Annotated in this window: 21 protein-coding genes and 1 pseudogene; 9 read left to right on the top strand and 13 right to left on the bottom strand. The window is 56.5% G+C overall.

Annotated elements, in window-relative coordinates:
• Nucleotides 1–36: 36 nt before the first annotated feature.
• Nucleotides 37–2904: a malto-oligosyltrehalose synthase gene (treY, locus tag ACYX34_RS11910; protein ID WP_462076782.1), complete on the bottom strand. Its 2868-nt coding sequence runs from the start codon at nt 2902–2904 to the stop codon at nt 37–39.
• A gap of 43 nt (nt 2905–2947) precedes the next feature.
• The gene (gene treZ, locus ACYX34_RS11905) at nt 2948–4828 is read right to left on the bottom strand and encodes a malto-oligosyltrehalose trehalohydrolase (RefSeq protein WP_462076781.1); all 1881 of its coding nucleotides are present in this window, start codon (nt 4826–4828) and stop codon (nt 2948–2950) included.
• 150 nt (nt 4829–4978) lie between these two features.
• Between treZ and glgX the strand changes: the two genes are divergently transcribed.
• Complete coding sequence (gene glgX, locus ACYX34_RS11900; RefSeq protein ID WP_462076780.1) at nt 4979–7132, top strand: glycogen debranching protein GlgX; 2154 nt, start codon at nt 4979–4981, stop codon at nt 7130–7132.
• 75 nt (nt 7133–7207) lie between these two features.
• On the opposite strand, the gene ACYX34_RS11895 is transcribed toward glgX, so the two are convergent.
• The 7 genes and pseudogenes from ACYX34_RS11895 to ACYX34_RS11865 form a co-directional block, all read right to left on the bottom strand.
• Complete coding sequence (locus tag ACYX34_RS11895; RefSeq protein WP_462076779.1) at nt 7208–7498, bottom strand: PepSY domain-containing protein; 291 nt, start codon at nt 7496–7498, stop codon at nt 7208–7210.
• Between the two features lie 55 nt (nt 7499–7553).
• Nucleotides 7554–7802, bottom strand: a complete 249-nt coding sequence (locus ACYX34_RS11890; protein ID WP_462076778.1) for a DUF2934 domain-containing protein — start codon at nt 7800–7802, stop codon at nt 7554–7556.
• Nucleotides 7803–8196: 394 nt separating this feature from the next.
• Nucleotides 8197–8439, bottom strand: a complete 243-nt coding sequence (locus ACYX34_RS11885) for a hypothetical protein (protein WP_462076777.1) — start codon at nt 8437–8439, stop codon at nt 8197–8199.
• A gap of 114 nt (nt 8440–8553) precedes the next feature.
• Nucleotides 8554–8799, bottom strand: coding sequence for a hypothetical protein (locus ACYX34_RS11880; RefSeq protein WP_462076776.1), 246 nt, complete (start codon nt 8797–8799; stop codon nt 8554–8556).
• A gap of 150 nt (nt 8800–8949) precedes the next feature.
• On the bottom strand, nt 8950–9597 hold the full coding sequence (locus tag ACYX34_RS11875) for a response regulator (protein WP_462076775.1): 648 nt from the start codon (nt 9595–9597) through the stop codon (nt 8950–8952).
• A complete protein-coding gene (locus ACYX34_RS11870) occupies nt 9594–13862 on the bottom strand; it encodes a sensor histidine kinase (protein WP_462076774.1) in 4269 nt (1422 codons plus the stop codon). Before ACYX34_RS11870 ends, ACYX34_RS11875 begins: the two co-directional genes overlap by 4 nt.
• A 266-nt stretch (nt 13863–14128) precedes the next feature.
• Nucleotides 14129–14338, bottom strand: a pseudogene (locus ACYX34_RS11865) (RtcB family protein); the annotation flags it as partial.
• A 349-nt stretch (nt 14339–14687) separates the two neighbouring features.
• Between ACYX34_RS11865 and ACYX34_RS11860 the strand changes: the two are divergent.
• The 8 genes from ACYX34_RS11860 (at nt 14688) to ACYX34_RS11825 (ending at nt 21407) form a co-directional block, all read left to right on the top strand.
• Nucleotides 14688–15161 (top strand): Hsp20/alpha crystallin family protein, encoded by a 474-nt coding sequence (locus ACYX34_RS11860; protein ID WP_462076773.1) that lies wholly within the window; start codon nt 14688–14690, stop codon nt 15159–15161.
• Nucleotides 15162–15263: 102 nt separating this feature from the next.
• Nucleotides 15264–15416 carry a hypothetical protein gene (locus ACYX34_RS11855; RefSeq protein ID WP_462076772.1) on the top strand — a complete coding sequence of 51 codons (153 nt, stop codon included), beginning with the start codon at nt 15264–15266 and terminating at the stop codon, nt 15414–15416.
• Between the two features lie 45 nt (nt 15417–15461).
• Nucleotides 15462–16151, top strand: a complete 690-nt coding sequence (locus ACYX34_RS11850) for a phosphoribosyltransferase (protein ID WP_462076771.1) — start codon at nt 15462–15464, stop codon at nt 16149–16151.
• Between the two features lie 10 nt (nt 16152–16161).
• Nucleotides 16162–16662 carry a BCAM0308 family protein gene (locus ACYX34_RS11845; RefSeq protein WP_462076770.1) on the top strand — a complete coding sequence of 167 codons (501 nt, stop codon included), beginning with the start codon at nt 16162–16164 and terminating at the stop codon, nt 16660–16662.
• 57 nt (nt 16663–16719) lie between these two features.
• On the top strand, nt 16720–17181 hold the full coding sequence (locus ACYX34_RS11840; protein ID WP_462076769.1) for a hypothetical protein: 462 nt from the start codon (nt 16720–16722) through the stop codon (nt 17179–17181).
• Nucleotides 17182–17205: 24 nt separating this feature from the next.
• Nucleotides 17206–18063 (top strand): universal stress protein, encoded by an 858-nt coding sequence (locus ACYX34_RS11835; RefSeq protein ID WP_462076768.1) that lies wholly within the window; start codon nt 17206–17208, stop codon nt 18061–18063.
• A gap of 11 nt (nt 18064–18074) precedes the next feature.
• On the top strand, nt 18075–18434 hold the full coding sequence (locus ACYX34_RS11830) for a c-type cytochrome (protein WP_462076767.1): 360 nt from the start codon (nt 18075–18077) through the stop codon (nt 18432–18434).
• Nucleotides 18435–18665: 231 nt separating this feature from the next.
• Nucleotides 18666–21407 (top strand): bifunctional acetate--CoA ligase family protein/GNAT family N-acetyltransferase, encoded by a 2742-nt coding sequence (locus ACYX34_RS11825; RefSeq protein ID WP_462076766.1) that lies wholly within the window; start codon nt 18666–18668, stop codon nt 21405–21407.
• Nucleotides 21408–22439: 1032 nt separating this feature from the next.
• Here ACYX34_RS11825 and ACYX34_RS11820 read toward each other — a convergent pair.
• From ACYX34_RS11820 to ACYX34_RS11805, 4 genes are all read right to left on the bottom strand, one after another.
• The gene (locus tag ACYX34_RS11820; RefSeq protein ID WP_462076765.1) at nt 22440–22889 is read right to left on the bottom strand and encodes a c-type cytochrome; all 450 of its coding nucleotides are present in this window, start codon (nt 22887–22889) and stop codon (nt 22440–22442) included.
• A 111-nt stretch (nt 22890–23000) separates the two neighbouring features.
• Entirely contained in the window at nt 23001–23480 is a 480-nt protein-coding gene (locus ACYX34_RS11815; protein ID WP_462076764.1) for a hemerythrin domain-containing protein, read from the bottom strand.
• 73 nt (nt 23481–23553) lie between these two features.
• On the bottom strand, nt 23554–23856 hold the full coding sequence (locus ACYX34_RS11810) for a YtxH domain-containing protein (RefSeq protein WP_462076763.1): 303 nt from the start codon (nt 23854–23856) through the stop codon (nt 23554–23556).
• A gap of 190 nt (nt 23857–24046) precedes the next feature.
• Nucleotides 24047–24406: a c-type cytochrome gene (locus tag ACYX34_RS11805; protein ID WP_462076762.1), complete on the bottom strand. Its 360-nt coding sequence runs from the start codon at nt 24404–24406 to the stop codon at nt 24047–24049.
• Between the last annotated feature and the right edge of the window lie 43 nt (nt 24407–24449).

The raw sequence follows: 24449 nt of genomic DNA, 5'->3' as shown, positions 1-24449 counted from the left end.
CCCGTGAAAATACGTTGCATGGCGATTCCTTCTCTCCTACGTCAAGCGTTCCAACAGGGCGACGGGAAATTCGCGCAATACCTCCGCCATGGGCAACATTTGGCGATCTCCGACGGTCTGAGTCGACAACGTTTCTCCGGTGAAGAGATTACGATAGGTCGAATCCGATCTCCAGGATGGCACGGTCACATAGGTGTCTCCCCACACATCCAAACCGACCGGTGGTGTCATGGCATCGTTGGTCAGTGATCCTATCAGTCGTGGAACGACCGTCACCACGGCTTGCTCCAAGTGAAGACGGGCAAAGGCACAGCAATGCTCTTGCTTGGTCCCGCGCCCATCGAGCGGAATGTATTCGCCATCATGAAAAAGTGCGCGGTTCTCCCGACGGAAGTTCAGAGCTCTCATTGTTGTGTACAGTTTGATCCTTCCGTCGAGACGCTCAGCGAGCAGGGTTCGAGCCAATGGTCGCAGATCCGGTCCGCATTCTGCGAGTGCGCGCCGGAGTGTTTGCGCAAGAGTCGTGCGCACGTCATAGTCTACCGGTCGACGATTGTCTGGATCAACGAGGCTGAAATCCCAGAGTTCCGAGCCTTGATAGAAATCCGGAACGCCGGGAGCCGTCGTCTTGAGCACGACTTGGGACAACGCATTCCACATCCCCCAGTGCGCAACCCGCTGCTGGAAGGGAAGGAATTCGTCAAGAAAGGCATTGGGCCTGGTCCGGTCGAGAATCGATTCGACAAATTGCCGCATCGCTTCTTCGTAGCCTTGGTCGGGATTGACCCAACTCGTGTGAGTCTTGCCTTCCCTCAGTACCTTGTTCATGTATTCCTGAATCCTCTCGCAGAATGTACGGTACTGCGCATGATCCAGAGACATCAGAGGCCACACACCGACGAGTGTCTGGTAAAACAAATACTCCTCGTTACGATCAGGAACCAGTTGTCCCTCCACGTCGATCTTGTCCCTCCGGGTGAGTTTGGCCCAGCGGTTCACGCAGGCCCGCCACTCTCTGGGGATCTCCGACAACACGTTGATACGTGCCCGCGCATCCTCGCTCCGCTTGGTATCGTGCGTAGAGGTGGCCGAGAGGGAAAACGGCCAGCGCGCCTGGCGCTCCCGCAGGTCCTTGTGAAAGGTCGCGAGCGTGACGCCGAACCGTTCCGGATTGCCCCCGACCTCGTTCAACGACGCCAGCCGGTTGTACAGGTAGAATGCTGTGTCCTCTAGTCCCTTCGCCGTCACGGGACTGGTCATCTGTTGGAACTTCATCACGAACCGGAGCTGTTCGTGACGCTCCTGACTGGTTCGCTCATCCCATTCCTTCAGCAACAAGGACCGGACGAAGTCGAAGACACGCCCGCTGAGAGCGGCGTTTCGTCGCTTGGCCCTAGCCACGGCGAGACGGATATAGGCGCGATCTCGATCCAACAGAGGCTCCGGCCCCTCCGTGATATAGGTCCGGTACACAGGGAAGCAGGCGATGATCTGACGGATGGCATTCGTGAGGCTGTTCAGCGTGAAATCACGCGATCGACGATCGCGTTCGGAAAGCAGGTTCAATTGGTGTCCAAGGACATTGATTTCACTGGCCATCGAGGCCTGCATGATCAGCTTCTTCGATTCATAGACGAGGTCTTCGAACGAGATACGGCGGCGGATGAACCGGACATAGGTCTCGTCCATGGCTCGCTCGTGGGTCGTCTGCACGAAGAGACCGTTCAACAGGTTCAGAAAATCGTAGCCGGTCGTGCCGGAGACGGGCCAGCTCTCGGGCAGCGGCTCGTCCTTGCCGAGAATCTTTTCGACCACCACGAACAGCGGGTGGCCCAACTCGCGTTGAGCCCAGGCCTGCCATTCATGGAGATACCGGCCCGGATCGGAAAGGCCGTCCACGTGATCAATACGCAGCCCCGTTGCCGCACCTTCTTTCACGAGCCGAAATACCAAGACATGCGACGCCTGGAGCATCGCATCATTCTCCATCCGGACGGCGGCCAACTCGTTGACGTCGAAGAACCGCCGGTAATTAATTTCTTCCGCCGCCACCCGCCAGTCGGCCAGTCGATACACCTGGTCGTTGAGCAAGGCATCGAGCAGATCAAAACTGCGCGGATCGTCCTTTGTCCCGTTGAAGATCCGGACGTTGTCGTCGAGAAATCTCGCGACGGTCTCGCCGTCCCGCACCAAGGTGGCGAGGCGCTGCCTGATGATATCTCGCTCCCGGTTCCGTTCCTCCACACGTTGGGGATCAGTTTCAGTACTTGAGGGAAGATTGCGCATCGCCGTCACGATGCTTTGCAACTCTTGCACATGGGGGGACGAGGCCCCCGCCTCGTTGATCAGTTCATCGAGCCGATGCGTAAGCATCATCGCCGAGGACTTCGGCCCCACAGGCAGCCGATGGTCATAGTATTTGATGAAGAACCGTCCCTCCTCATAGACGAGGACAATTTCCTGATTCTCCAGGACCGTTCCGTAGAGATCACCGAGGATCGGCAGGAGCACCTTGTTCTCCAATTCTCGTTTGACCGGATGCCAGTCGATATCGAACAGATGCGCAAAGCTCGAGCTTGGCCCGTTCTCAAGCACGTCCAACCACCAGGCATTCGCTGACCGTCCGATCCCCATGTGGTTCGGCACGACGTCGAGGATGTGGCCCATCTCGTGTGCGTGCAGCGCGCGGATGAATTCTCGATACTCGTCTTCAGTGCCGAGTTCGGGATTCAGCATGGTGGGATCCACCACATCGTAGCCATGCTCACTACCGGGTGTCGCCTTCAGATAAGGCGAGGTATAGCAGTCCGTAATACCCAAGGCAGATAGATACGGAACGATCGCGGTCGCCGCTTTGAACGGAAAGGCTCGATTGAGCTGCACCCGGTACGTGGACACCGGCACGCGAGGCTCCATTGAGAACGTATCAGTCATAATGATGAAGGGATCAAGCCTCCCGCAGGAACACCGCAACGGCATAGGCCGGAAGAGGGAGAGTCACGCCCTCCGACGCGATAACCAGCCTCTGCTGAAGACGTTCCCGCCCGCCACCGTCGAACTCCGTTCCCGTTGACTCCAGCCGAAGACGCCAGTCTCCCACCGGTTCTCGCAGGAGAACTGACGTCCGTTCGCCGTTGAAGCTCAAGATCAACAGGGCGTCCGGTCCTCGGTCCCCCCGGCGATGGATGACCAATACCTGATCCTGTTCGTAGGCCCTGACGTGGTGTTCGGATGGGCTGCCCCCGGTTCCCAGCGATGGTATCGCAGTCCGAAGCTCAATCAACCGTCTGGTCCACCTCAGCTGGGCAGCTCGACGAGGATCCAACGGACCGTCGATGTGAACTCGCGATCGTTCACAAGTGAGCGGGTCTTGAGGATCCGGAATCTCTCCCTCCCACGCAAACGACGCAAACTCCGCCCGCCGTCCGCGGCGCACCGCTTCGACCAACCCCGGGTCACCATGGTCGATGAAGTAGAGGAACGGCGCGGTCTCGCCTGACTCTTCCCCCATGAAGAGGAGCGGAATATTGGGGGACAGCAGGACGGCTGCGGCCGCGACCTTGAGCGCCTCGAAGGGCACCTGGGTGCTCAGGCGATCACCGAACGCCCGATTTCCAATCTGGTCATGGTTTTGTGTGAACACGATGAATCGGGATGGCGCGCAGCCTTTCGACGAGTTCCCATGACGACGCCTGTGATACCGTGAATGCTGACCGGTATAGACAAACCCCTCCTGCATCGCCGTCGCCAGAGGCTTCAGTCCTTCGTAATCTTGATAATACCCGGCCCGCTCCTTCGTCAGTACGGTCCGGAGCGCGTGGTGGAAGTCATCGTTCCATTGTCCGTCGAGTCCATGCCCGCCCTGCCCTGGAGGCGTGATGACCCGCGTGTCATTCAGCGCGCTTTCTGCGGTCACGAAGATCCGTCGCCCGAGCCGCCCCCCTTGATCGTGCACCGCCTCGGCCAAGTCTTGGAGAATATGGGTGGCGCTGAAATCGTACATCCCATGGATCGCATCCAACCGAAGCGCATCGATGTGGTATTCGGTCACCCAATACAACGCATTGCTGATCATGAAGTGCCGGACTTCGTCGCTGTCTGATCCGTCGTAGTTGATTGCATGACCCCAGGGCGTGCGATAGCGATCGGTGAAGTAAGGACCGAAGTCGGCCAAATAATTTCCTTCGGGACCAAGATGGTTATAGACCACGTCCAAGATGACCGCCAGCCCGGCGACATGGCAGGCATTGACAAGCGTCTTGAGCCCCTGCGGCCCGCCATAGGTTGAATGGGGTGCATATAGGTAGGTCCCGTCATAGCCCCAGTTCCGTGTGCCTGGAAACTGCGCGACAGGCATGAGTTCGATGGCCGTGATCCCCACGTCCTGCTTGAGATACTCCAGGTAAGGGATGATCGCCTCGAACGTGCCGGTCTGTGTAAACGTCCCCGTGTGGAGTTCGTAGATGATCAGATCTTTGAGCACGGGTCCTGTCCATCCACGATCCGTCCAGTCGAATGCGTCGGGATCGACCACGGCGGAAGCCTTGTGGACACCGTCCGGTTGGAACCGGGATGCCGGATCTGGCCGAACCTTGTCGCCGTCCAAGACATAGCGATAGCGATCGCCTGCTCGAACACCCTCGACCGTGAGATCAAAATAACCTTGCCCCCGCGACTCCATCGGAAGCGGATCATGACCTTCTTGATTGAGTACGTGCACGGAAACCTGGTTTACGCGGGGAGCCCACACGCGAAACCGCACAGCCGATGAACCGACGCAGTTCGCGCCGAGATCCAATCGCCAGGTCTTGTCAGCGTGCGTATTCACCCCGTAACCTCGTTCACAGTCTGCCTGAATGAAATGCTCTATGTCACTGGTAGATTGCTTCTTCAAGCTTCCACATGGAGCCCGACTTGCGCAAACACGCGACGATCGTTAAGGTGAGGTCGCGCTATCGGACGGAAAGGGGGAAACGCCATGGTGGCAGGACAATCTCTACGAACCTGGCCCGGTCATCCCTATCCCCTGGGTGCGACGTGGGACGGAGAGGGTATCAACTTCGCGCTCTTTTCCGAGAACGCGACGGCGGTGGAACTGTGTCTGTTTGACGGGCCGGACGCTCCGAAGGAATCCCATCGAATTCGCCTCGAGGAACGCACCGACCAGGTCTGGCATGTGTATGTGCCGGGGCTCTGGCCTGGCCAACACTATGGCTATCGCGTACACGGCCCCTACGAGCCCGAGGAAGGACATCGGTTCAATCCCAACAAACTGCTCATCGATCCCTATTCCAAATCCATCGCCGGTAGCATCGGATGGACGGACGCCATGTTCGGTTACCGAATCGGCGACCCCGATGGCGATCTCTCTCTTGATGACCGAGACAACGTGGCGAATATGCCCAAGTGCGTCGTCATCGATACGGCCTTCACGTGGGGAGGCGATCACCGGCTCAAAACGCCCTGGGACAAAACCATTATTTACGAGCTCCACGTCAAGAGCATAAGCGCCCGACACCCAGATGTCCCGGAACACATGCGCGGAACCTATGCAGCCCTGACCACTCCGGCCATGCTCGACTATTTGGTTGACCTCGGCATTACGGCGGTCGAGCTCCTGCCGATACACCACTTTGTCCGCGACCGGCAGCTCTCGGATCGCGGACTGACGAATTATTGGGGCTATAACACTCTGGGATTTTTTGCGCCGGATATCCGGTATGCGGTCTCTCCCGTCCAAGGACATTATGTGCGCGAGTTCAAAACGATGGTCAAAACCCTCCACAGCGCGGGGATCGAAGTCATTCTGGACGTCGTCTACAACCACACCGCCGAAGGCAATCATCTCGGCCCGACCCTGTGCTTTCGCGGCATCGACAACGCTTCGTATTACAAGCTGGTACCGGGTGACGCACGGCATTACATGGACTACACCGGTTGTGGAAACACGCTGAACGTCAGACACCCACGCACCCTCCAACTCATCATGGACAGCCTGCGATACTGGGTGATGGACATGCATGTCGACGGCTTTCGCTTCGACCTTGCCTCAGCGCTGGCGCGGGAGCTGCACGAGGTCGACCGGCTGAGCGCCTTCTTCGACATCCTCCATCAGGATCCTATCTTGTCCCAAGTCAAACTGATCGCCGAACCCTGGGACGTCGGCGAGGGCGGCTACCAGGTCGGTAATTTCCCCGTCGGTTGGGCCGAGTGGAACGGGAAATATCGGGATACCATCCGGCGCTATGTCAAAGGGGACGGGGGGCAGATGGCCGAGCTGGCCTACCGACTGACGGGCAGCAGCGATCTCTACGAAGGAAGCGGCAGGCGTCCGTTTGCCAGCGTGAACTTCGTCACGGCGCACGACGGATTCACGTTGCACGATCTGGTCTCCTACAACTCCAAACACAATGAGGCCAATCTCGAGAACAACCGTGACGGGACCGAAGATAATCTCAGTTGGAATTGCGATGTGGAAGGCCCGACGAACGATCCGGCCGTCATCGAACTCCGCGAGCGCCAAAAGCGGAACCTCATGGTGCTGCTCTTACTCTCACAAGGTGTGCCGATGATCTGCGGAGGTGACGAGATCGGTCGGACGCAACAAGGCAACAACAACGCCTACTGCCAAGATAACGAGATCAGTTGGTACGACTGGACGTTGGACCAGGCTCAGCGCGATCTACTGACTTTCGTTCGCAGCATGATTGCCTTCCGCAAGGAACACCCGGTCCTGCGACGCCGGCGGTTTTTTCAAGGCCGACGCCTTCGCGGATCGGAAGTCAAAGATCTGGCCTGGTTCCGGCCGGACGGGAAAGAGATGACCGATAAGGACTGGGACGCCGGGTATGCCCAATCACTTGCCTTGCGTCTGGCCGGCGATGCGATCGCCGAAACCGATGAAAAGGGCCGGCCCATCATCGACGATACGCTCCTGATTCTGCTCAACGCCCACCATACACCGCTTCCCTTTACCCTTCCGGCACACAAGCGCGGTGTCCGCTGGCGGCCCTTACTCGACACGTCTGCGAGTAGTTTCCATCTTAAGAAGGTCCGTCCCATCAAAGGAGGCGAGCCCTACGAGATCGAGGCACGATCCCTCGCCGTCCTTCAATTACTGCACCACGACTAATCAACCGCCTTCGGGTCAAACCGTCTACTTCATCGGTAGTCATGCCCATTCGCCATGGTGCGGACTCTCCCCTTTTCAGACAAGACGGGAAGAGCTCATCTGCATCGTCTTGTTCTCTACCGTCACGACCTCGACTTCCCAGACCAGCTTGTTATGTTCCTTTTCCAGTTCGGCTTTGATGATCTTGCCCGAAGCTTTCTCCGATGTGGTCTTAATAGACTGCTCAATCGTCACCTTGGCAGCGGCGGCCATCTCAGCTTTGCCGATCTTCTCTTTCCTGTCACTGTAGGTTGTTCCTCCGACAGTGAGGGTTCCGACCACCAACAATATGATAACCCCGAACATGGTAGCCACTCGTTGTTTCATGGACACTCCCTTCTTATTCTGGATAGCCCAAACAGCACAACCGAGCCAGACGTTGCTACGCATTGCGTTCGGGACCGCGGATCGCTCGCTCCGCCTCCAGCCAATCCTCGAGCGCATACCCCTGTCGATAGCCACGTTCGGCGTAGAGTTCATAGGCATGGTCGGAGATACGAGCTTGTATATCATCAGGAGGCGAAACTGGTTGGCTATGAATCGATTCCTTCCGGAGCACAGCCGGCTCCCGACCTTGAATAGATTCAGAGTGCTTCTTCCTGCGTGACTTATCCGCGACGAGTGGCTTCATTACCCCATCTCTCCTTCCTTGATCGTTATATGAGGGAGGTGCATGATGTTGAGTGTGATACCGCGTAGTGGCCAGGACCTTTCATCGTCAGTTGGACTTGTCCTGCTCGGCTCATACGGTCCAGCTCACAGAAGACCTGGTTCCAGGTCAAGCCGGGGCATTCAAGAACCACTTCTTCAAGCTGGCCACCTGGAGAACGAATGATAACTTTCATGACTCTCTCCCTTCTGGTTCATCAGTCCTTCGCTTCGCTTTGGAACGGGGATGTTTGGGGGGCAGTTTGAATGCCATTCAGGGTCACCAAATTGAAACGACGACACTAAACTCTTAAAAATGATGTCTTTGAGAGAGGCACCACCAAGCGAAACAAGGATCCAGCGCACACAGGTCACATTCACCTCAGCCCCATGTAGGGATCGTCGAAGATGGTCCCGCATTCAAGGCATCGAACCTTGCCGGTCCGTTTGCCGCCCTTGGTCAGGACGTCATCGATGACCCGTTGGTGAGTGCAGAACGCGTGCAAGGTGGTGCTACTGGGTCTCCGACCAGTTTCCTGAATCATGTGGGCTTCCATAGACACCTCCGCTTCTTCGATCGTCGAATGTTCGTCTCTTGACACGTGTTGACATTTTTCCATCGAGATACTCCGGCTACATCTCTCGTGAGACTGTGTGGAAGCTGAACTCTAGCACTATTCCTACTTTGGGCAGACCTAGGAATTCCCTAGTCCAGAGCGAAATTTTCAGAATGTTTACAAAGACGCCGGCACCGCTGAGGAAGCCGAGAAAGTGTCGGCGTGATGGGCTTGCACCCTATAGGTCCTGTCGCCATCCAGTGTCACGTGAATCTGCCCGTTTCGACTCAAGTAATCGATCGCGAGGAACACTTGGTTCCACGTGAGTTCCGGACAGAGGGTTACCAGCTCTTCCATGGAACAATCGGTGCCGAGCTGCTCTAACGCATGGTGGACACGCACAATGATGGCCGGGAATACCATAGGACACCTCCCCCTGTGTGAAGTTCACATCCCATGCGGCGCATCGTAGGTGAACGAATCGCAGAGAAATACTAGGCAAAGCCTAGATACGTGACGAAATATTACTGGAGTGCGTGACCAAACCAGGCGACGAACAAACGATGGGACTGTTCAGAGACTCACCAAGCCCTCACTGACGGCATATCTGGTGAGCTCAGCAGTCGAATGAAGATTCAGCTCCTCCATGATCCTGGTCCGATGGAATTCCACGGTCTTGATGGAGATATGCAACATGGAGGCGATCGCCCTGGTGCCTTTCCCCTCCGCGATGAGTTGCAATACTTCCCGCTGACGCTCGGTGAGGGTGGTCACAGGCCGTTTACACGCAGGACCCTCGGATGGATGGAGCTTCGTCCCCAACGTATCCTTGGTCACCGACGGCGTCATATAGTGCTGACCCTTCAGGACCGCCTGGATGGCCTGCTTGAGCTCCGCCTCCGCGGACTGTTTAACCAAGTAGCCTACAGCCCCGGCCTTAAAGGCCTCAGTCACATAGGTGGGGGTGGCATGCATGGTCAAGAAAATCATCTTGCTGTCCGGCACCAGTTTCGTGAGTTGTCTAGCTGCGTCCAGGCCATTGAGCAGTGGCATGGAAATGTCCAAGAGAATGAGGTCCGGCCGCAGCCTTTGCGCTGCCTCGATCAAGGCCCGTCCGTCTTCGACGGTGCCGACCACGTCCCCTTCCTCCTCAACCAGTCTTCGGAGGCCGGCCAGCACGAGCGAATGGTCATCCGCCATCAAGATACGAGGACGCGTCACGGTGTCTTCTCCTGGAATGGAATCCAGGCACAGACCTTGGTCCCATCCGCCGGCCTGGAATGGATGTTGAGAAATCCGTTCATCAACCGCAGCCTCTCCTGCATGCTGATCAACCCTATCCCCTTCTGACGACCGCTCTTGTCGCGCGCATCGAATCCCTTGCCGTTGTCGACCACGGAGAGGCCGATCCCTCTCGACGAGCCGCTCAGCCTGACCAACACCTCTGTGGCCTTCGCATGCTTCACGACATTCTGAAGACTCTCCTGGAACACGCGAAAGAGGGAGGTGGACCAATCAAGCGGGATCGAAGCGGGAAGGTCGTTGGTTTTCAAGGTGATACTGAGTCCCGTCCGCTCGATCGCCTTGTCGATATGGTCCTCGATGGCCGCCTGCAGCCCCGCATGTTTCAACAAGGACGGGTGCAGCTGGTAAGCTAAGGTGTGGAGATCGTTCGAGAGCTGCGTCAATTCTGCTCGAACCGGTTCCAAGGTTTTACCGAGCACCTCAGGCAAGAGCGGCGGATGCCGTTGGAGTGCCGCCACATCGAGCACCAGTGCAGCCAGCCGCTGGCTGAAGTCATCGTGCAAATCGCGCGCGATCCGCTGGCGTTCGCCGTCCTGAGCCGTGAACAATTGTTCGGTGAGCCGTTGCAGTTCTTGTCGTTGTTCTTGGAGGACCCGCTGGTTCTGCTGCAACGCCAGCTCGATCTTTTTGCGATCGGTAATATCGGTGACGATTCCTCCAATCGCGTAGACGTGCCCCGCTCCATCTCGCACGGGAAACTTGAGGACGATATTCGTATGGCGACCGTCGGCGTAGAGCGCTGTCTCCTCGAATTCCACGGCTTTTCCTGCATCGAATACAGCGCGATCATGGTTATGAAACTGCTCAGCCTGTTCTCGCGAGAACAGCTCCATATCCGTCTTGCCGACTATCTCGTTCTGCTCGAGTTGGAATGCCTCCTCAAATCGGCGATTTACATACAGATACCGTCCATCAGAGGACTTCATGAACGTAACATTCGGCGCATTACCGAGAAATGTGCGAAACCGCTCCTCGCCTTTTCGTAACGCCCTCGTGCGCTCAGTGACGCGCTGCTCAAGTGTTTGGTTGAGTTCGTGCAGCGCCGCTTCAGCTTCGACCTGTGCCGTATTGTCCTGCACCAGCGACAGCACGGAAGACAGGCGGCCCTCGCCGCCCAGCAACACGGAGTTGTGCCAGATACAATGGATGACGCCGCCGCTCTTTGTGTAGTTCCGATTGTGGGACACCAGCGTGCGCGTGACGCCGTCCCTCAGTTGCGCCATCACCTGCTGCACGCGGGCAATATCGTCGCCATAAACTAGCTTCAAATCAGGCAGTCGCTTGCCAAGCATCTCCTGGGCGGTCCAGCCGAACATCCGTTCGGCTTCGCCTTCCCAGCGGGTGACCTGCCATTGCACGTCCCACTCGATGACGGCCAGACCGGCATTGCTCACGTGATAACGCAAACGTTCTTCGCGTTCGCGCAGCGCCTCCCGCGCGAGCACAATGTCATCCACATTCGTGACCGACCCGACCCAACGACGGATCGTTCCTTGGTCGTCGCGCACCGGCAACGCCCGGGCAATGACCCATGCATAGGTCCCGTCGGTGCGCCGCAACCGTTGCTGCGCCTCGAAGGGTACGCCATCCTTCATACATTGCACCCAACGATCGATATTTGCCGCTCGATCGTCAGGATGCAGCGCATTAGCCCAGCCATGCCCGGCGACTTGCTCCGGCGTCTGCCCGGTGAACCGACACCAGCCCTCGCTGGTCCAGACATTCCAGCCCGCCGCATCGGTCTCGAAGAGAAAGCTGGGAACCGCCTGAGCCATAGTGCGGAAGCGTTCTTCGCTCTCCTGCAACGCCGCTTCGGCCTCTTTGCGCTGCGTGATGTCCTCGGTGATGCCGAAGCCGCCCAAGAGCGCGCCGGCCTTGTTGAATTCCAGATAGGCCTTCTCGCGCACCCATTTGACCTGCCCTTCCACCACGATACGGTGTTCGATGTCGTACGGCTCACCCCGCAGCCCCGCCTGCCATTGCCTGTCCACATCCTCCCGGTCATCGGGATGGACGACGGCCAGAAAACTCTCGTAGCTCAACGGCGTCCCTTTCTGCACGCCGAAGATGCGATGATTTTCGTCGGACCACGTGAGGACGTTCCGCCTGGTATCGAGTCGCCACCAGCCGATCTGTCCGACCTCTTGGGCTCGGTCCAAGTCCTCCCGGCTTTGCTCCAGCGCCTCTTCTACCCGCTTGCGCTCGGTGATGTCTTCCGCAAAGATCAAAATGCCGCCGACTCCGCCGCCGTGGCCATACCAGGGATGAATCTCCCAATGCAGCCACTGAATCGTACCGTCGGCCCGCTCGAACCGATCCTCCTGCTCCCGCAACACCTCGCCCTGCAAACCGCGCCGATGGTATTCACGCCAACGGTCGGGAATGTCGGGGAACACGTCGTAATGTGACCGCCCGATCACATCCGATTCCGCGACGTGATAATCGTTCAGAAACCGCCGACTCACCGCGAGATATTTCATCTCCTCGTCGAACATGGCGATAGCCGCGGGCGCGTACTCGACGAACAACCGCAGCCGTTCCTCGCTTTCGCGCAGGGCACTCTCCGCCCGCTTGCGCTCGGTGATGTCCTGCACCTCGATGACTGTGCCGACCGGCTGGCCGAGTTCATTGCGAATCGGGCTGGCCGTAAAGGCGACATGGTAAAAGTGGCCGTCTTTGTGGACGAATACCTCTTCGCCCTGCTCGAGATCGTTCTTCGGAAAAGCCTGATCGATCGGGCACTCACGCAGAGGATAATGCGAACCGTCAGGACGGGTGTGGTGAACGACATCATGCAGCGGGCGCCCGATGACCTCCGCTAATGCGAAGCCAGTGAGAGCCTCGGCGGCGGGATTCATGAACACACATTGCTGGCGATCGTCCATGATGAACAGCGCGAGCACCGCATTGTCGGTGACCGTCTTGTACAGGCGGCGCTGCTCGGCGAGGGCATGCTCACGCTGCTTGCGTTCGGTAATGTCCACGACCGAGGCAAGCACCATCGTCCCTGAGATCGTCTCGACCGGACACAGCCCAATTTCGATGGGAAGCTCGCTTCCATCCTTGCGCAGCCCATAGAGGTCGCGCCCGCGGCCCATTGATCTGAATTCCGGAGCCTCTTGATACGTTTCCCGCAAACCGGCATGGTCCTTGCGAATGCGCCCAGGCAGCAGCATTTCGACAGGGTGGCCGATGAGTTCCTCTCGGCGATAGCCGAACTGTCGCTCGATCTGCCCATTGACAAGGACGATCCGACCCCCACCATCCACCGAGAGGATTCCGTTCGGAACCGACTCCACGACCGTCCGAAATTGCTCTTCGCTGTGCCGCAACTCCGCCTCGGCCCGCTTGCGTTCGGTGATGTCCGTTTCAGATCCCACCATGCGCACCACTCGACCTTGTGCGTCCCAGACGGCAACCCCGCGGTCGTTGACCCAGTAATAAGTTCCGTCCTTGCGCCTTGTACGGTATTCGCATTCAAACGTGGGGATCTCCTTGTTGAAATAGGATTGCACCGTTGCCATCACCCGTGAGAGGTCTTCCGGATGGATCCGAGACGACCATTCAGTCTCATCCACACCGATCTCTGCTTCGCAGTAGCCACGCACCTGCTTCCACCGCGCGGATAAGAACACAGTATGCCCAGCAACGTCCCAGTCCCATATCCCATCAGTTGTCCCTGTTGCGGCGAGCTGCCACCGTTCTTCACTCTGACGCAATGCTTCTTCCGCCTGCTTCCGCTCGGTGATGTCGTTACCCATGGTCAGCAGGCACTGCTTCCCATTGAGAGCGATCAATTCTGTCGAGATGAGAAACTGGCGCAGGTTCCCGTTTTTCATCCGCATGGAGACTTCGAGATTCCGAACCGTCCCTTCGGATTTCAGCCGATCGATGAAGCGGACCCGCTCTTGAGGATCAGGCCAAATCCCCAGTATCAACGTCGTGTGGCCCACCACTTCGTCGCGTCGGAACCCAAAGATCTCTAAGCACGCATCGTTGACTTCAAGACAATGCCCCGACTCCAGCTCGGTGATGCCGATTGGATGGGGACTCAAACGGAATGCCTTGGCAAACAGCTCTTCTTCGGACAACGATACGGCACTACGCCGCGGAGAAGCGATGAGGTTTCGCACGCGAGCGCGTGGTTGTTGTGGATTTTTCTTGGTAATTTTCGATGCCATGAGCGAGGTCGCAATTGTAGGCCTTATCACAGAGACCAAACAAGAGCACCAAACCGCCGAACAGCTGGATGAGTGATGCTCCAGTAATACGGGCATGCATGACTAGAAAAACGCCTAGGATCGGAACGTCCAGAGTCGTCGCCCTCTGTACCAGTCTCTTCCGTACGTATTGAGGACATTGTCATCACCACAGCATTAAGCGGCCGTGTGACTCGTCAGGAAAACAGCCTCCAACTTCTTTACCTCATCAAGGAGGCACGCACTTTTTACCCCTTGACATACACGAGCGGTTCCGGCCTGGCTACCCTCTTCGTCAGCTTCGCGCCATCCGCCGCGTCCACCACCTCGCTGACATCCTTGTAGGCGCCTGGTACCTCCTCGGCGACTCCGCGCATGGACGGACTGCGGATCAGAATGTCGTGCGCTGTTAAGTTTTTGACGCCGTTACGGCCATGCCACTGACGAAGGGCCTGATGCCAGCAAACTTTGCAGCGCTCGTGACGATGCTCTTCAGAGTTTTAGTGCCGATCTGATGGCCGAGCCACCGGACTGAAAAAGGATTCGGCAGAGGGGGCACTCATTTTTCTGAGATCTCGCTCTCCAGGATGGCGAAAGGGGCGACAGCCTCTTAGATGCCACTGCCCCGTAATGCCACAGTTCAATTGCTTGCCTTTTTACGGCTGCCATCCACAGCGATCAAACTCCCTGTATTTTTTGAGAGAGAGTCTGCCGATGTCCCTTCCGACCATTTTGGCACCGTCGATGCACAGAGCTGGGTATAGAGGAGATTCAATAGCCCATATCATTCACAAGGAGGCACTGGTCATGAGCGCGTTGACACGATGGGAACCGACGACACGATGGAATCCTTTCAAGGAACTCGAAGAGATGGAGAAACGACTCTCAAGCTACTTCGGGCGTACACCAAGTCCAGCCAGCACCGATAAGAAGGAGTCCATCTCGGTTGCTGAATGGGCGCCGTTGGTGGATATTTCAGAAGATGAGAAGGAATACGTCATCAAGGCGGAACTTCCCGAGATGAAGAAGGAAGAGATCAAGATCAATGTCCATGACGATGTGCTTGCAATCAGTGGCGAGCGGAAATACGAGAAGGAAGAAAAAGGCAAAAAATATCACCGCGTCGAGCGAGCCTATGGCAGTTTCATGCGGAGCTTTACCCTCCCCGAAGATGCCGACGGGTCCAAGGTCAATGCCGAGTACAAGGACGGCGTGTTGAAAGTCCATTTACCAAAGTCTGAAAAGGCCAAACCCAAAGCGATCGAAGTCAAGGTGTCGTAAAGGGAGAGGGCGAGGCTCAGGTTGAGGCTAAGAGACAATTCTTTACTGCTGATGACTCGATCGTGATATCCCCTTGAGCCTTGTTCGGATAAGGAGGACGCCATGTTTCGCCATCCCCGTTACCTTGAGATTCCGTGGGACGTCCATTGGGATCACAAAGAAGGCGAGCCGCACCATCATCTGCTGCTCATGCTGATGCTGATCTTCATGGCGATGTTTCTGATCGGTATCGGCATGACGAGCGGTCTTGCATAGATTGAAAGGTTGATTGGTTGAACCGGACACACAAAGGCTTGTGAGATGTTCAGGAATCGTGAAGAGGCCGGTCGACGGCTCGTTGACCGACTGATCCAGTACCGTGAAGACCCAGCAGCGCTCATTCTGGCACTCCCTCGTGGAGGGGTGGCAGTTGGATACCAACTTAGTTTGGGACTGCACCTCCCGCTGGACGTCTTCATCACCAGAAAGCTGGGCGCGCCGGACAACTCTGAATTCGCATTGGGTGCAGTGGGGGAAAGAGGAGCCGTCCATCTGAACTCTTCGGCTATGGCAGCCTATGGGTTTTCTCCCAAGGACATCGAGGCTATGGTGCATGTCCAACAACAAGAGATCGCCCGACGGCAGGCTCTCTATCGTCAGGGCCGACATCTTCCCACACTCACAGACCGCATCGTGATCCTCGTGGATGATGGAATCGCGACCGGGTCCACATTCTTTGCATCCGCCCAATCTATCAGACACTTCAAGCCAGGTCGCTTGATCGGCGCCATTCCGGTTGGCCCACCGGACACCATCCAAGAAGCCCGCCGACAGGTGGATGAGTTAGTCGTCCTGGCTACACCAGAACCGTTCTGGGCCGTAGGCAATCACTATATCGACTTTGCGCAGGTCAGCGATCACGATGTGGTGGAGTATTTAAATTTGGCGGATGAATCGCTGTTGGCATGGAAGGAACGGGCGCCATCTGCAACGGCCTCACCGCCACACTAAAGGAGCACGCATGACCGCGAAGACCAAGACACCGGCGAGTCTGGGAGCTCGACACGATCGGACCGTCCAGGAGTATCAGCACGATACCTATAAGCTGCGTGGAAAACTCACGGAACCGACGGTCTGTACCGAATGCGGGGCCTTGTTTCATAAGGGACGGTGGACTTGGGGCACGAAACCGGCGGACGCTGATGAGATCATCTGCCCGGCTTGCATGAGAATCCGCGACAAGTACCCGAAGGGCCTCGTTACCCTCAAAGGCTCCTTTAAGGATGAGCAACCTGAACAAGTGATCGGCCTGGTGAAGAATGAGGAAGAAACAGAAAAGCATGAACACCCTCTGTCTCGAATCATGTCGATCGAAACCAAGCCCGAAGGCCTCGTTATTTCCACGACTGACAGCCATTTACCGAGACGCATCGGTGAAGCCCTGAAGCACGCCTATCACGGTGAGCTGGAGTTGCATTACGACAAGGATGAAGATTTTGTGCGCGTCACATGGACGAGATGAAATAGATTAGTCTCATGTTCTCGAAGCGCATCGATACCGGAAGGAGGTAACACAATCGTGAGAGGCACAACAGCATGGACCATCACCCATCTGACAGTCACCGTCGCCTTCCTTGCGGGTATGGGAACAGCCGAGGCAAAAATCGTCGTTCCTCCAACCGGTTCAGTCATCGAAGTCGACCAGCCAACGCTCACAGCCGTGCTCAGCACCTTTGAGCAGGCGGAGGAGGCCATCAAGGCCCACGACCTCGACAAGGTCATGGCTATGTATTCCCCTCACTACAACCTCTTCACAAAAATGACCACGGTCGGAGCGGGTCGCGATGCAGTGCTGGAGGCCACCTGTACCGGCCATCTCCGGGCGAGATCGAAAACCAGTGGTCTCTATGTCCCCATCGACAGTTGGTATGAAGAAATACATTACCTCGTCCGCGAAGAGGGAGCGTGGCGTCTTCGTGGCAATCTCGGTGAATCACCGCGCGTGCTTCCGTTCGGGACGGCACCACATCCGTTATTGTAAAGATCGGATGGGAAAGGTCACAAGATGAGAGTCGTCATCGGCGTCGATTGGTCAGATCAGGCGTTCGCTGCAGTTGCCCAGACGTTTCAACTGTATCATCCCACCGATGTCACGTTGATCCACGGCATCGAATTAGGGATTCTCGAGCATCCGTTCGTGGCCCAAGCCGGTAACGTGCAAGGGTACGATGATTTCCGCCATGCGATGGTCGAGTCGGGTCGTCAATTGCTGGAGCGCGCTGCGGCCATGGTCCCGGCGGAGATCACACCGATCAGGAAAGTCAATGAAATCGGCAATCCCGCTCAGCTCATCCTCGATAGCGCGAGTACCCTCTCGGCCGATCTGGTCGTGATTGGTGCCCGAGGGCGAAGCCGTCTGTCCGAAGTCGTTCTTGGCAGCGTCTCCCATCGGGTACTCATGCACAGCTCCCGTCCGACGTTAATCCTCAAGGGAGCCTCCCGCAAGGCTCAACGGGTGCTCGTCGCCATTGAGGATCGAGACGACGCCGACCGTGTCGTCCGATGGCTCACGCAGCATCCATTCGCCAATCCCGTTGAACTGCTGGTGCTCCACGCCGTCGTCCCGATCGGAGTCAATGAGCCCTATGCCGGACCGGAAATCAGTGCCTGGGTGGAGGATGTGCAACATTACGCGGGGGAACTCGTGCAATCGACTGCGGGCAAACTTGTGAGCGCTCAACATACAGTGACGACAAAGGTCGTCCAGGGGAATCCCGCCGCCGTGATCGAACAGGAGGCGAAGGATAAGGATTTGGTGGTCGTGACCTCTCACGGGCGCAAAGGAATCTCCCGCTTCCTCTTAGGGAGCGTCTCCCACGCGGTCGTGCATCATGTTACCTGTCCGGTACTGGTCCTACGGTGAAAGGATTGAAGATGAAGACGATACTGATCCTCGCGATGGCACTCATTTCCGTCTCAACTTCTGTGGTCTTCGCTCAAGTGATCCGAGGGGATGCGAAGGCTGGGCAACACGTGTACGAGCAACAGTGTCTCCGTTGTCATGGGGTCAAACTCGACGGGAACGGTCCAGACAGCAAGGACTTAGTCATCCCGCCGGCCAATCTCCAATCCCCCAAAAGTCGTTCCAAGACCGATTGGGAACTCCTGGTGGCTATCTCGAACGGCGTGCTGTTCAGCCCCATGCACGGCTTTCGAGGGAAGCTGACGGATCAGCAAATGCTGGATGTGTTGTCCTACATTAGGTCGGTCTCGCCGCAGGACCTCAGCAGCTAGTGCTCGGTGACGTCCGAATGCTTTCGGCTGACAACGGCATGAGAGCGATCGTGTCCTCTCCGGCATCTCAATATGATTGAGCTGTTCTGTAGCGCCGGGCTCCCCGCATTCTCTACAACAGATCCTCACGATGCAACAGTTGCCGATCGCGGAATACTATGGTTCTCTCGAGTTGTATAACTGGATATGCACTCTGGATGATAGTTTCATGGTCTGGAGCATAGGCATACAATGAGACTGGTCCGTCCCCACTATATTCCACAGCTGGAGATCGACCACACCGAGTCCGGCTCGCTCATCATGCGGGACGGGTCGACCGCCGCCATCCGACCGGCCAAACCGGCTGATGCGACACTACTGCAGCAGTTCGTCAGCCGCTTGTCACCCGAATCCAGACGTCACCGGTTTTTCTCGGAAAGCATACCGTCGGCTGACGCCGTCGCCGGTTTGTGTGATTCTTCCGATCCTCGTTCGCAACTCACGCTGCTCGTGACACGAACATGGGAAGGGCGGCAGCGCGTTATTGCTGTGGGCTCCTACTGGGCGAAGGATATACACACCGCCGAGGTGGCCATGGCGGTGGACGACGAATTCCATGGCAAAGGCCTGGGGACGCTGTTGCTGGAACGACTGGCTCTGATCGCTATTCGACACAGCTTTACTCACCTGTGGGCGGTCACTCATGCCGATAATCTGGCCATGCGCGAAGTCTTCCGAGAATCGGGGTTTACTTCCCATGAAGCGTACGAAGGCGAAGACATGGAAGTGGAGCTGTCGTTGATTCCGACGGAAACGACGGTCACCCGTGTCGAGGTTCGAGAACGGCTCGCTACCACCGCATCACTCCGGCCTTTTTTTCACCCACAATCCGTGGCAGTGGTCGGTGCATCGCGCGATCTCAAGAGCATCGGCTATCGGCTCCTCGATGCACTTCGAACCAATCAATTTCAGGGTGCCATCTATCCGGTCAACCCGTATGCCTCTGAGATCGCCGGCGTCCCTGTTCATCCGTCAATCCATGCGATCCCTGAGTCAGTGGATCTCGCCATCATCGCCGTACCGCGAGAACACATGTTGTCCGTCGTCGATGAGTGCGCGGGTAAAGGTATCCGGGCATTGGTGGTCATTACGGCAGGCTTTGCCGAAGTGGGAACCGAAGGGGCGGAGCACCAAAAACGGCTGGTTGGTAAGATCCGGCAATACGGTATGCGCATGATCGGGCCCAATTGTTTCGGAATCTTGAACACGGACCCTCACGTGCAACTAAATGCCACCTTCACCGCGCATTTTCCTCCTCGAGGTCGCGCGGCCATGTCGTCGCAAAGCGGCGCCATCGGGGTTGCGACTCTTGCCGGCGCACACCGGTTTCATGTGGGCATTTCTTCCTTTGTGAGTGTGGGGAACAAGGCCGATGTATCCACCAACGATCTGTTGCAATATTGGGAAGAAGACCCATCCACCAATGTCATCCTCCTCTACATGGAGTCCCTGGGCAATCCTCGAAAATTCGCCCGCATCGCGCGGCGCGTGAGTCGCCGTAAACCGATCGTCGCGGTCAAAGCTGGACGATCACAATCGGGGCGACGAGCGGCCAGTTCTCATACAGCCGCGCTGGCAGCCAGCGATGCGGCCGTCGATGCGTTGTTTCATCAAGCCGGCGTCATTCGTGCCGAATCACTCGACGAATTGCTCAGCGTGGCAGCCGGTCTCTCGAATCAACCTCTCCCACTCGGACGGCGAGTCGGAATCATCACGAACGCGGGAGGGCCGGCCGTTCTCTGTACCGATGCGTGCGAGCAATACGAGTTGGTGGTTCCGGAATTGTCCTCCCACACCAAGGCCTCGCTCGCTCCCTTTCTTCCGTCGGCCGCCGCGCTAATCAATCCCGTCGATTTGATCGCTTCCGCCACACCGGATCAATACGCCAAGGGAATCGAAACCCTCCTTCTGGCGAATGAGATCGACGCGTTGATCATTCTGTATATGGCTGTGACCGTCACGGACACAGCCGATATCGCTCGCGGCATCATGTCTGGAATTAAAAATGGTCGAAACGCGGGCGCCAAGGCCAAGCCCGTGTTCATCAGCTGGATGGCCGAAGGTGATCGCGACCGAACGTTTCACTCTCAAACAGAGACTATCCCCGCTTACCAATTGCCGGAGACCCCCGCCCTCGTGCTCGGTAAAACGATGATGTACGCGGAGTGGCGCCGACAGCCGACCGGCATGGTGCCCGACTTCGACGATCTCAATCTTGCCGCCGTACGAACGACTTGTTCCACTGCACTATCTCAACGCGGCGTCGGTTGGTTGACGACGGACGAAACTAGGAACGTCCTGAGCGCGATGAAGATCCCCGTTCAGCCAGGTGGAGTGGCGAAGACAGCTTATGAAGCTGGCGTTTTGGCTCGTCGCGCCGGCTATCCGGTTGCTGTCAAACTAGCCTCTCATCAGATCGTGCACAAGACCGAAATCGGCGGAGTGCAACTGAATCTCAGGGACGAACAAGCGGTGCGCAAGGCATTCGACTCGATTAAAACGCGACTCATGGAAGCCAACCAGCTCGACGCCATGGAGGGTGTGCTCGTGCAATCGATGGTTACCGGTGGTGTGGAAGTCATGATCGGGGTTACTGAGGACCCCCTATTCGGACCCTTGATCGCGTTTGGCCTCGGAGGGATTCACGTCGAGATTCTCGGCGATGTGCAGTTCCGCATCACGCCGCTCACCGACCGTGACGCCACAGAAATGATCCGGGCAATCAAGGGCTATCGGCTGCTGACCGGCTATCGAGGCCAACCACCGGCCGATCTAGAAGCTCTGGAAGAAACCTTGTTGCGGATCTCCCGCCTTGTCGAAGAGATTCCAGAAATTAGCGAGATCGATCTAAACCCGATCTTCGCCCTTCCGCCAGGCCAAGGCTGCCGAATCGTGGATGCGAGGATACGAGTGGTTAACAGACTTACCAGATGAGATGAGAGGTGAGTACCCAGAGAGGCGTCAGCTCCCTGAATATGACCACCTAATCAATCACCGTTTGATCGATTGCTGAAAAAGTTGGTGCTTGATTACAGTTTCAAGTATTGCCTTTGCTGTTTGATCGAAATTCTCCATCGGCACCGCGGCTTGTGGAATATCTTTCGTGACACGGTGTTTTAGATCTTCTGAGATGCTCTGATTTAATGACGGCCTAAAATTCCCACCCATAGTATGAGCCGAATAGAATCATTCGTTATGAAGAACTCCCTGTCTTTCCCAGGATTATCTTGAGATATAAGCCGAGTGAATTCTAGAGCAGGCGTCCCGTCCGGATACCACACGAAACGGATGGCTCAGTGAGAATCTGGAGCGAACGACAATAGAGTTTGATATTTCCCCTTGCATCAGAATCGAAGAGATCGACCGGGAATTCTGAGAACCTAAGCGTTATGGGCTTGCTCGGGTTCCTGGTATTGAAGACTGATACAAGGTCTTTGACAACTGCCTCTAACCTATGAACGTGCGACTCAACTTGGCGCGTTGTTTCAAGTTGCTGAATTGTCTTGGTAGCACTACGACCTTTGTGTTGCTCCACCTCTATAGGCAGATTTCCATAAAACGCGCTTCAGCGATGAAATTGTATTCGTTCTGGACCTGCCTTACGTCTTTTTCAGCGTCGGATGGGATCGAGCTAGAATGAAGTGCCTGAATCTTATTGCCTAAATCTTTAAGCTGACCTTCAATTTATTCCGTCTGCTGCTGAGCATTGCGTTTGGCGTCTTCAGCACTATTCTGTGAGTCTATGGTGGAGCCCTTGTACCCGCAGAATAAAGCCGCTGCTCCAAAAGCAACGGCAAGAATATAATAAATATTCATGGCCACGTAATATAAGTTAGCCTCCGTTTCTAGACAATACCCACTCCTGCACAAATGAAACCGAATGGGCCAGATCCATTGCCCCGTCCACACAGAGCCTTGTTATCCACACCTGCGGTGAAATAGGTGAAATGAATCTCTGACCAGGGTCTACTGCTCCGGATGCGGGTCTTTTCTGATGAGGGCGAGGTAGAGCAACGTGTCGGCGAGGTCTTGGTCGGTCATGGTGGTGTCAGGAAACATGCCGGTGCCGGGATGGCCTTCTCGGATGGCGCGGGCTCGTTCCTGATTGGTTTTCAAATGTAACACGTCGGGGTTGCGCAAATCCGAGGGGGGCGGATTCAGCTTCGCGATGAGCTTGGCGGTATCGGCTTCCAGGCGAGGTAGGCGATACAAATACCCGTCGACACCGTGACAGTAGTAGCAGACCCCCTTCCCGTTGAAGATGTCTCGCCCCCGCAGGATATTACCCTTTAGTTTCCCGCTCGGTTGGCTGGACAAAGGTTCTGCCCAGGCGTCATCGGCTAGGGGCGCTGTCTCCATTCCCACCCAACCCGCGAGCAGGACACTGACTACGTTTAACCAGGCTTTCTTCTTCATTTGGTTTGCTTGGTCTCTCTTGTTGCATCGACCACTTTGTTTCCCTGAGTCAATCAATACACCAAACCAGATAGCCTGAACAAACAAGACAGCCCGGGTTCATATAACCCATCAGTGCCCACTGCAGCAGGCATTGTACCGATCTTCCGGAATCGTCTTCATGGTGTTGAAGATCGTGGTGCGCTCGTCCGCATTGGTGACGTTATCAATGGCAGGATAGAGCGCCCGCTCTTCCTTCCGATTGTGAGAACCCAAGAGGTTAAGCAGCAACTGCTCCTCTTGATCACTATTGAGATCCTGACTCTCCACTTTCCGATAAATCGCGTCCAGCAGCTGCCTGATCTGTTCATGCTCAAATCGCATTACGGGTGTCGGCCCGTCTTCAATCATCCCGGTTTTCTCTTCCCACATTGGAAACAGCAGCTCCTCTTCCCAGATGATATGCCGCTGGAGCCCGACTTTGAACTCCTTGAACGCGTCCTTCGCCTTGGCAAAATCCGATCGTTTCGATGCCTGAAAGGTCTTGAACAATTCATCCAGCCGGTCATGATCCTCCGCGTACAATGCCGTGATCGTGTTGTGCTCGCTCATAGATTCCCCCGTCGTACCCGCACCGACACCGTCATTCTATTTCGTTCTCGCCCATTCCGAAGAACCGACGCGCTTATCGCTCTCTCCGCTCTCGTATCGCGTCTTTGCCGGCTTGCAACGCCGCTTCAACATCAGCCCGGCGTTCATCGACGAATTGTCGGCCCCGGTTAATGACGTCATCAAGCGCCGCCCGAGCCTCTTTGGCTTTCTCAATCACGTCGTCTTCCGTCTTTCTTGCATAGCCTTTGAGCTCTCGCCGCGTGTCCTCGCCGGACCTTGGAGCCAAAAGAAACCCCGTCATGATCCCCATCATGGCTCCGCCGAGAAATGCCAGCGCCACCGCCAATCCTGAATCCTCATCGTTACGAGTCGTCATGGTCGACCCTCCCTGGATAACACATGGTTCGTTTATGCCACCGCGTGATGCCGGACGAGGCTCGTCACGGCACAACGGCCACAGCTTACTAAACGAACCAGTCGGAATACCACCCCCAAACATAAGATCTCACGACGACGACTCCGCCTCGCTGACCAACGTTACGTTCGGGGGCAGAGATGGACCAGAGCTATCCGAGAGGGTGGAAAGGAGCCAACATACGAATATAGTTGAGGACATCACGAATCTCTTGCTCGGACAACCGATCCGCCCACCCATGCATCGGACTGAAGAGCACTCCCTGTTTGATCGCGAGATAGAGGTCCATATCGGTCTTGGTCCGTGACTTCACGGCACGGAAATTTGCCGGAGGCACGATCAATTCCTTGATCTCAGGCCCAAGCCCATCGCCAGTAGCTCCGTGACAACCAGCACAGTGCTGTTGGAAGATTCGCTCCCCGCTCTTCGTGTTTCCAGAGTGGCTCTGAGCCAGAGCCCACGAGGCAGTCAAGGCGACTACCAGAATACTCATCAGAATACGTCCATGCATGTATACCCTTCTCTTCTCACAGAACATCTCGGCACCACCAAGC

It is taken from the genome of Nitrospira sp. CMX1 (genome assembly GCF_054902215.1).
This window is presented reverse-complemented; position numbering and strand designations above follow the sequence as displayed.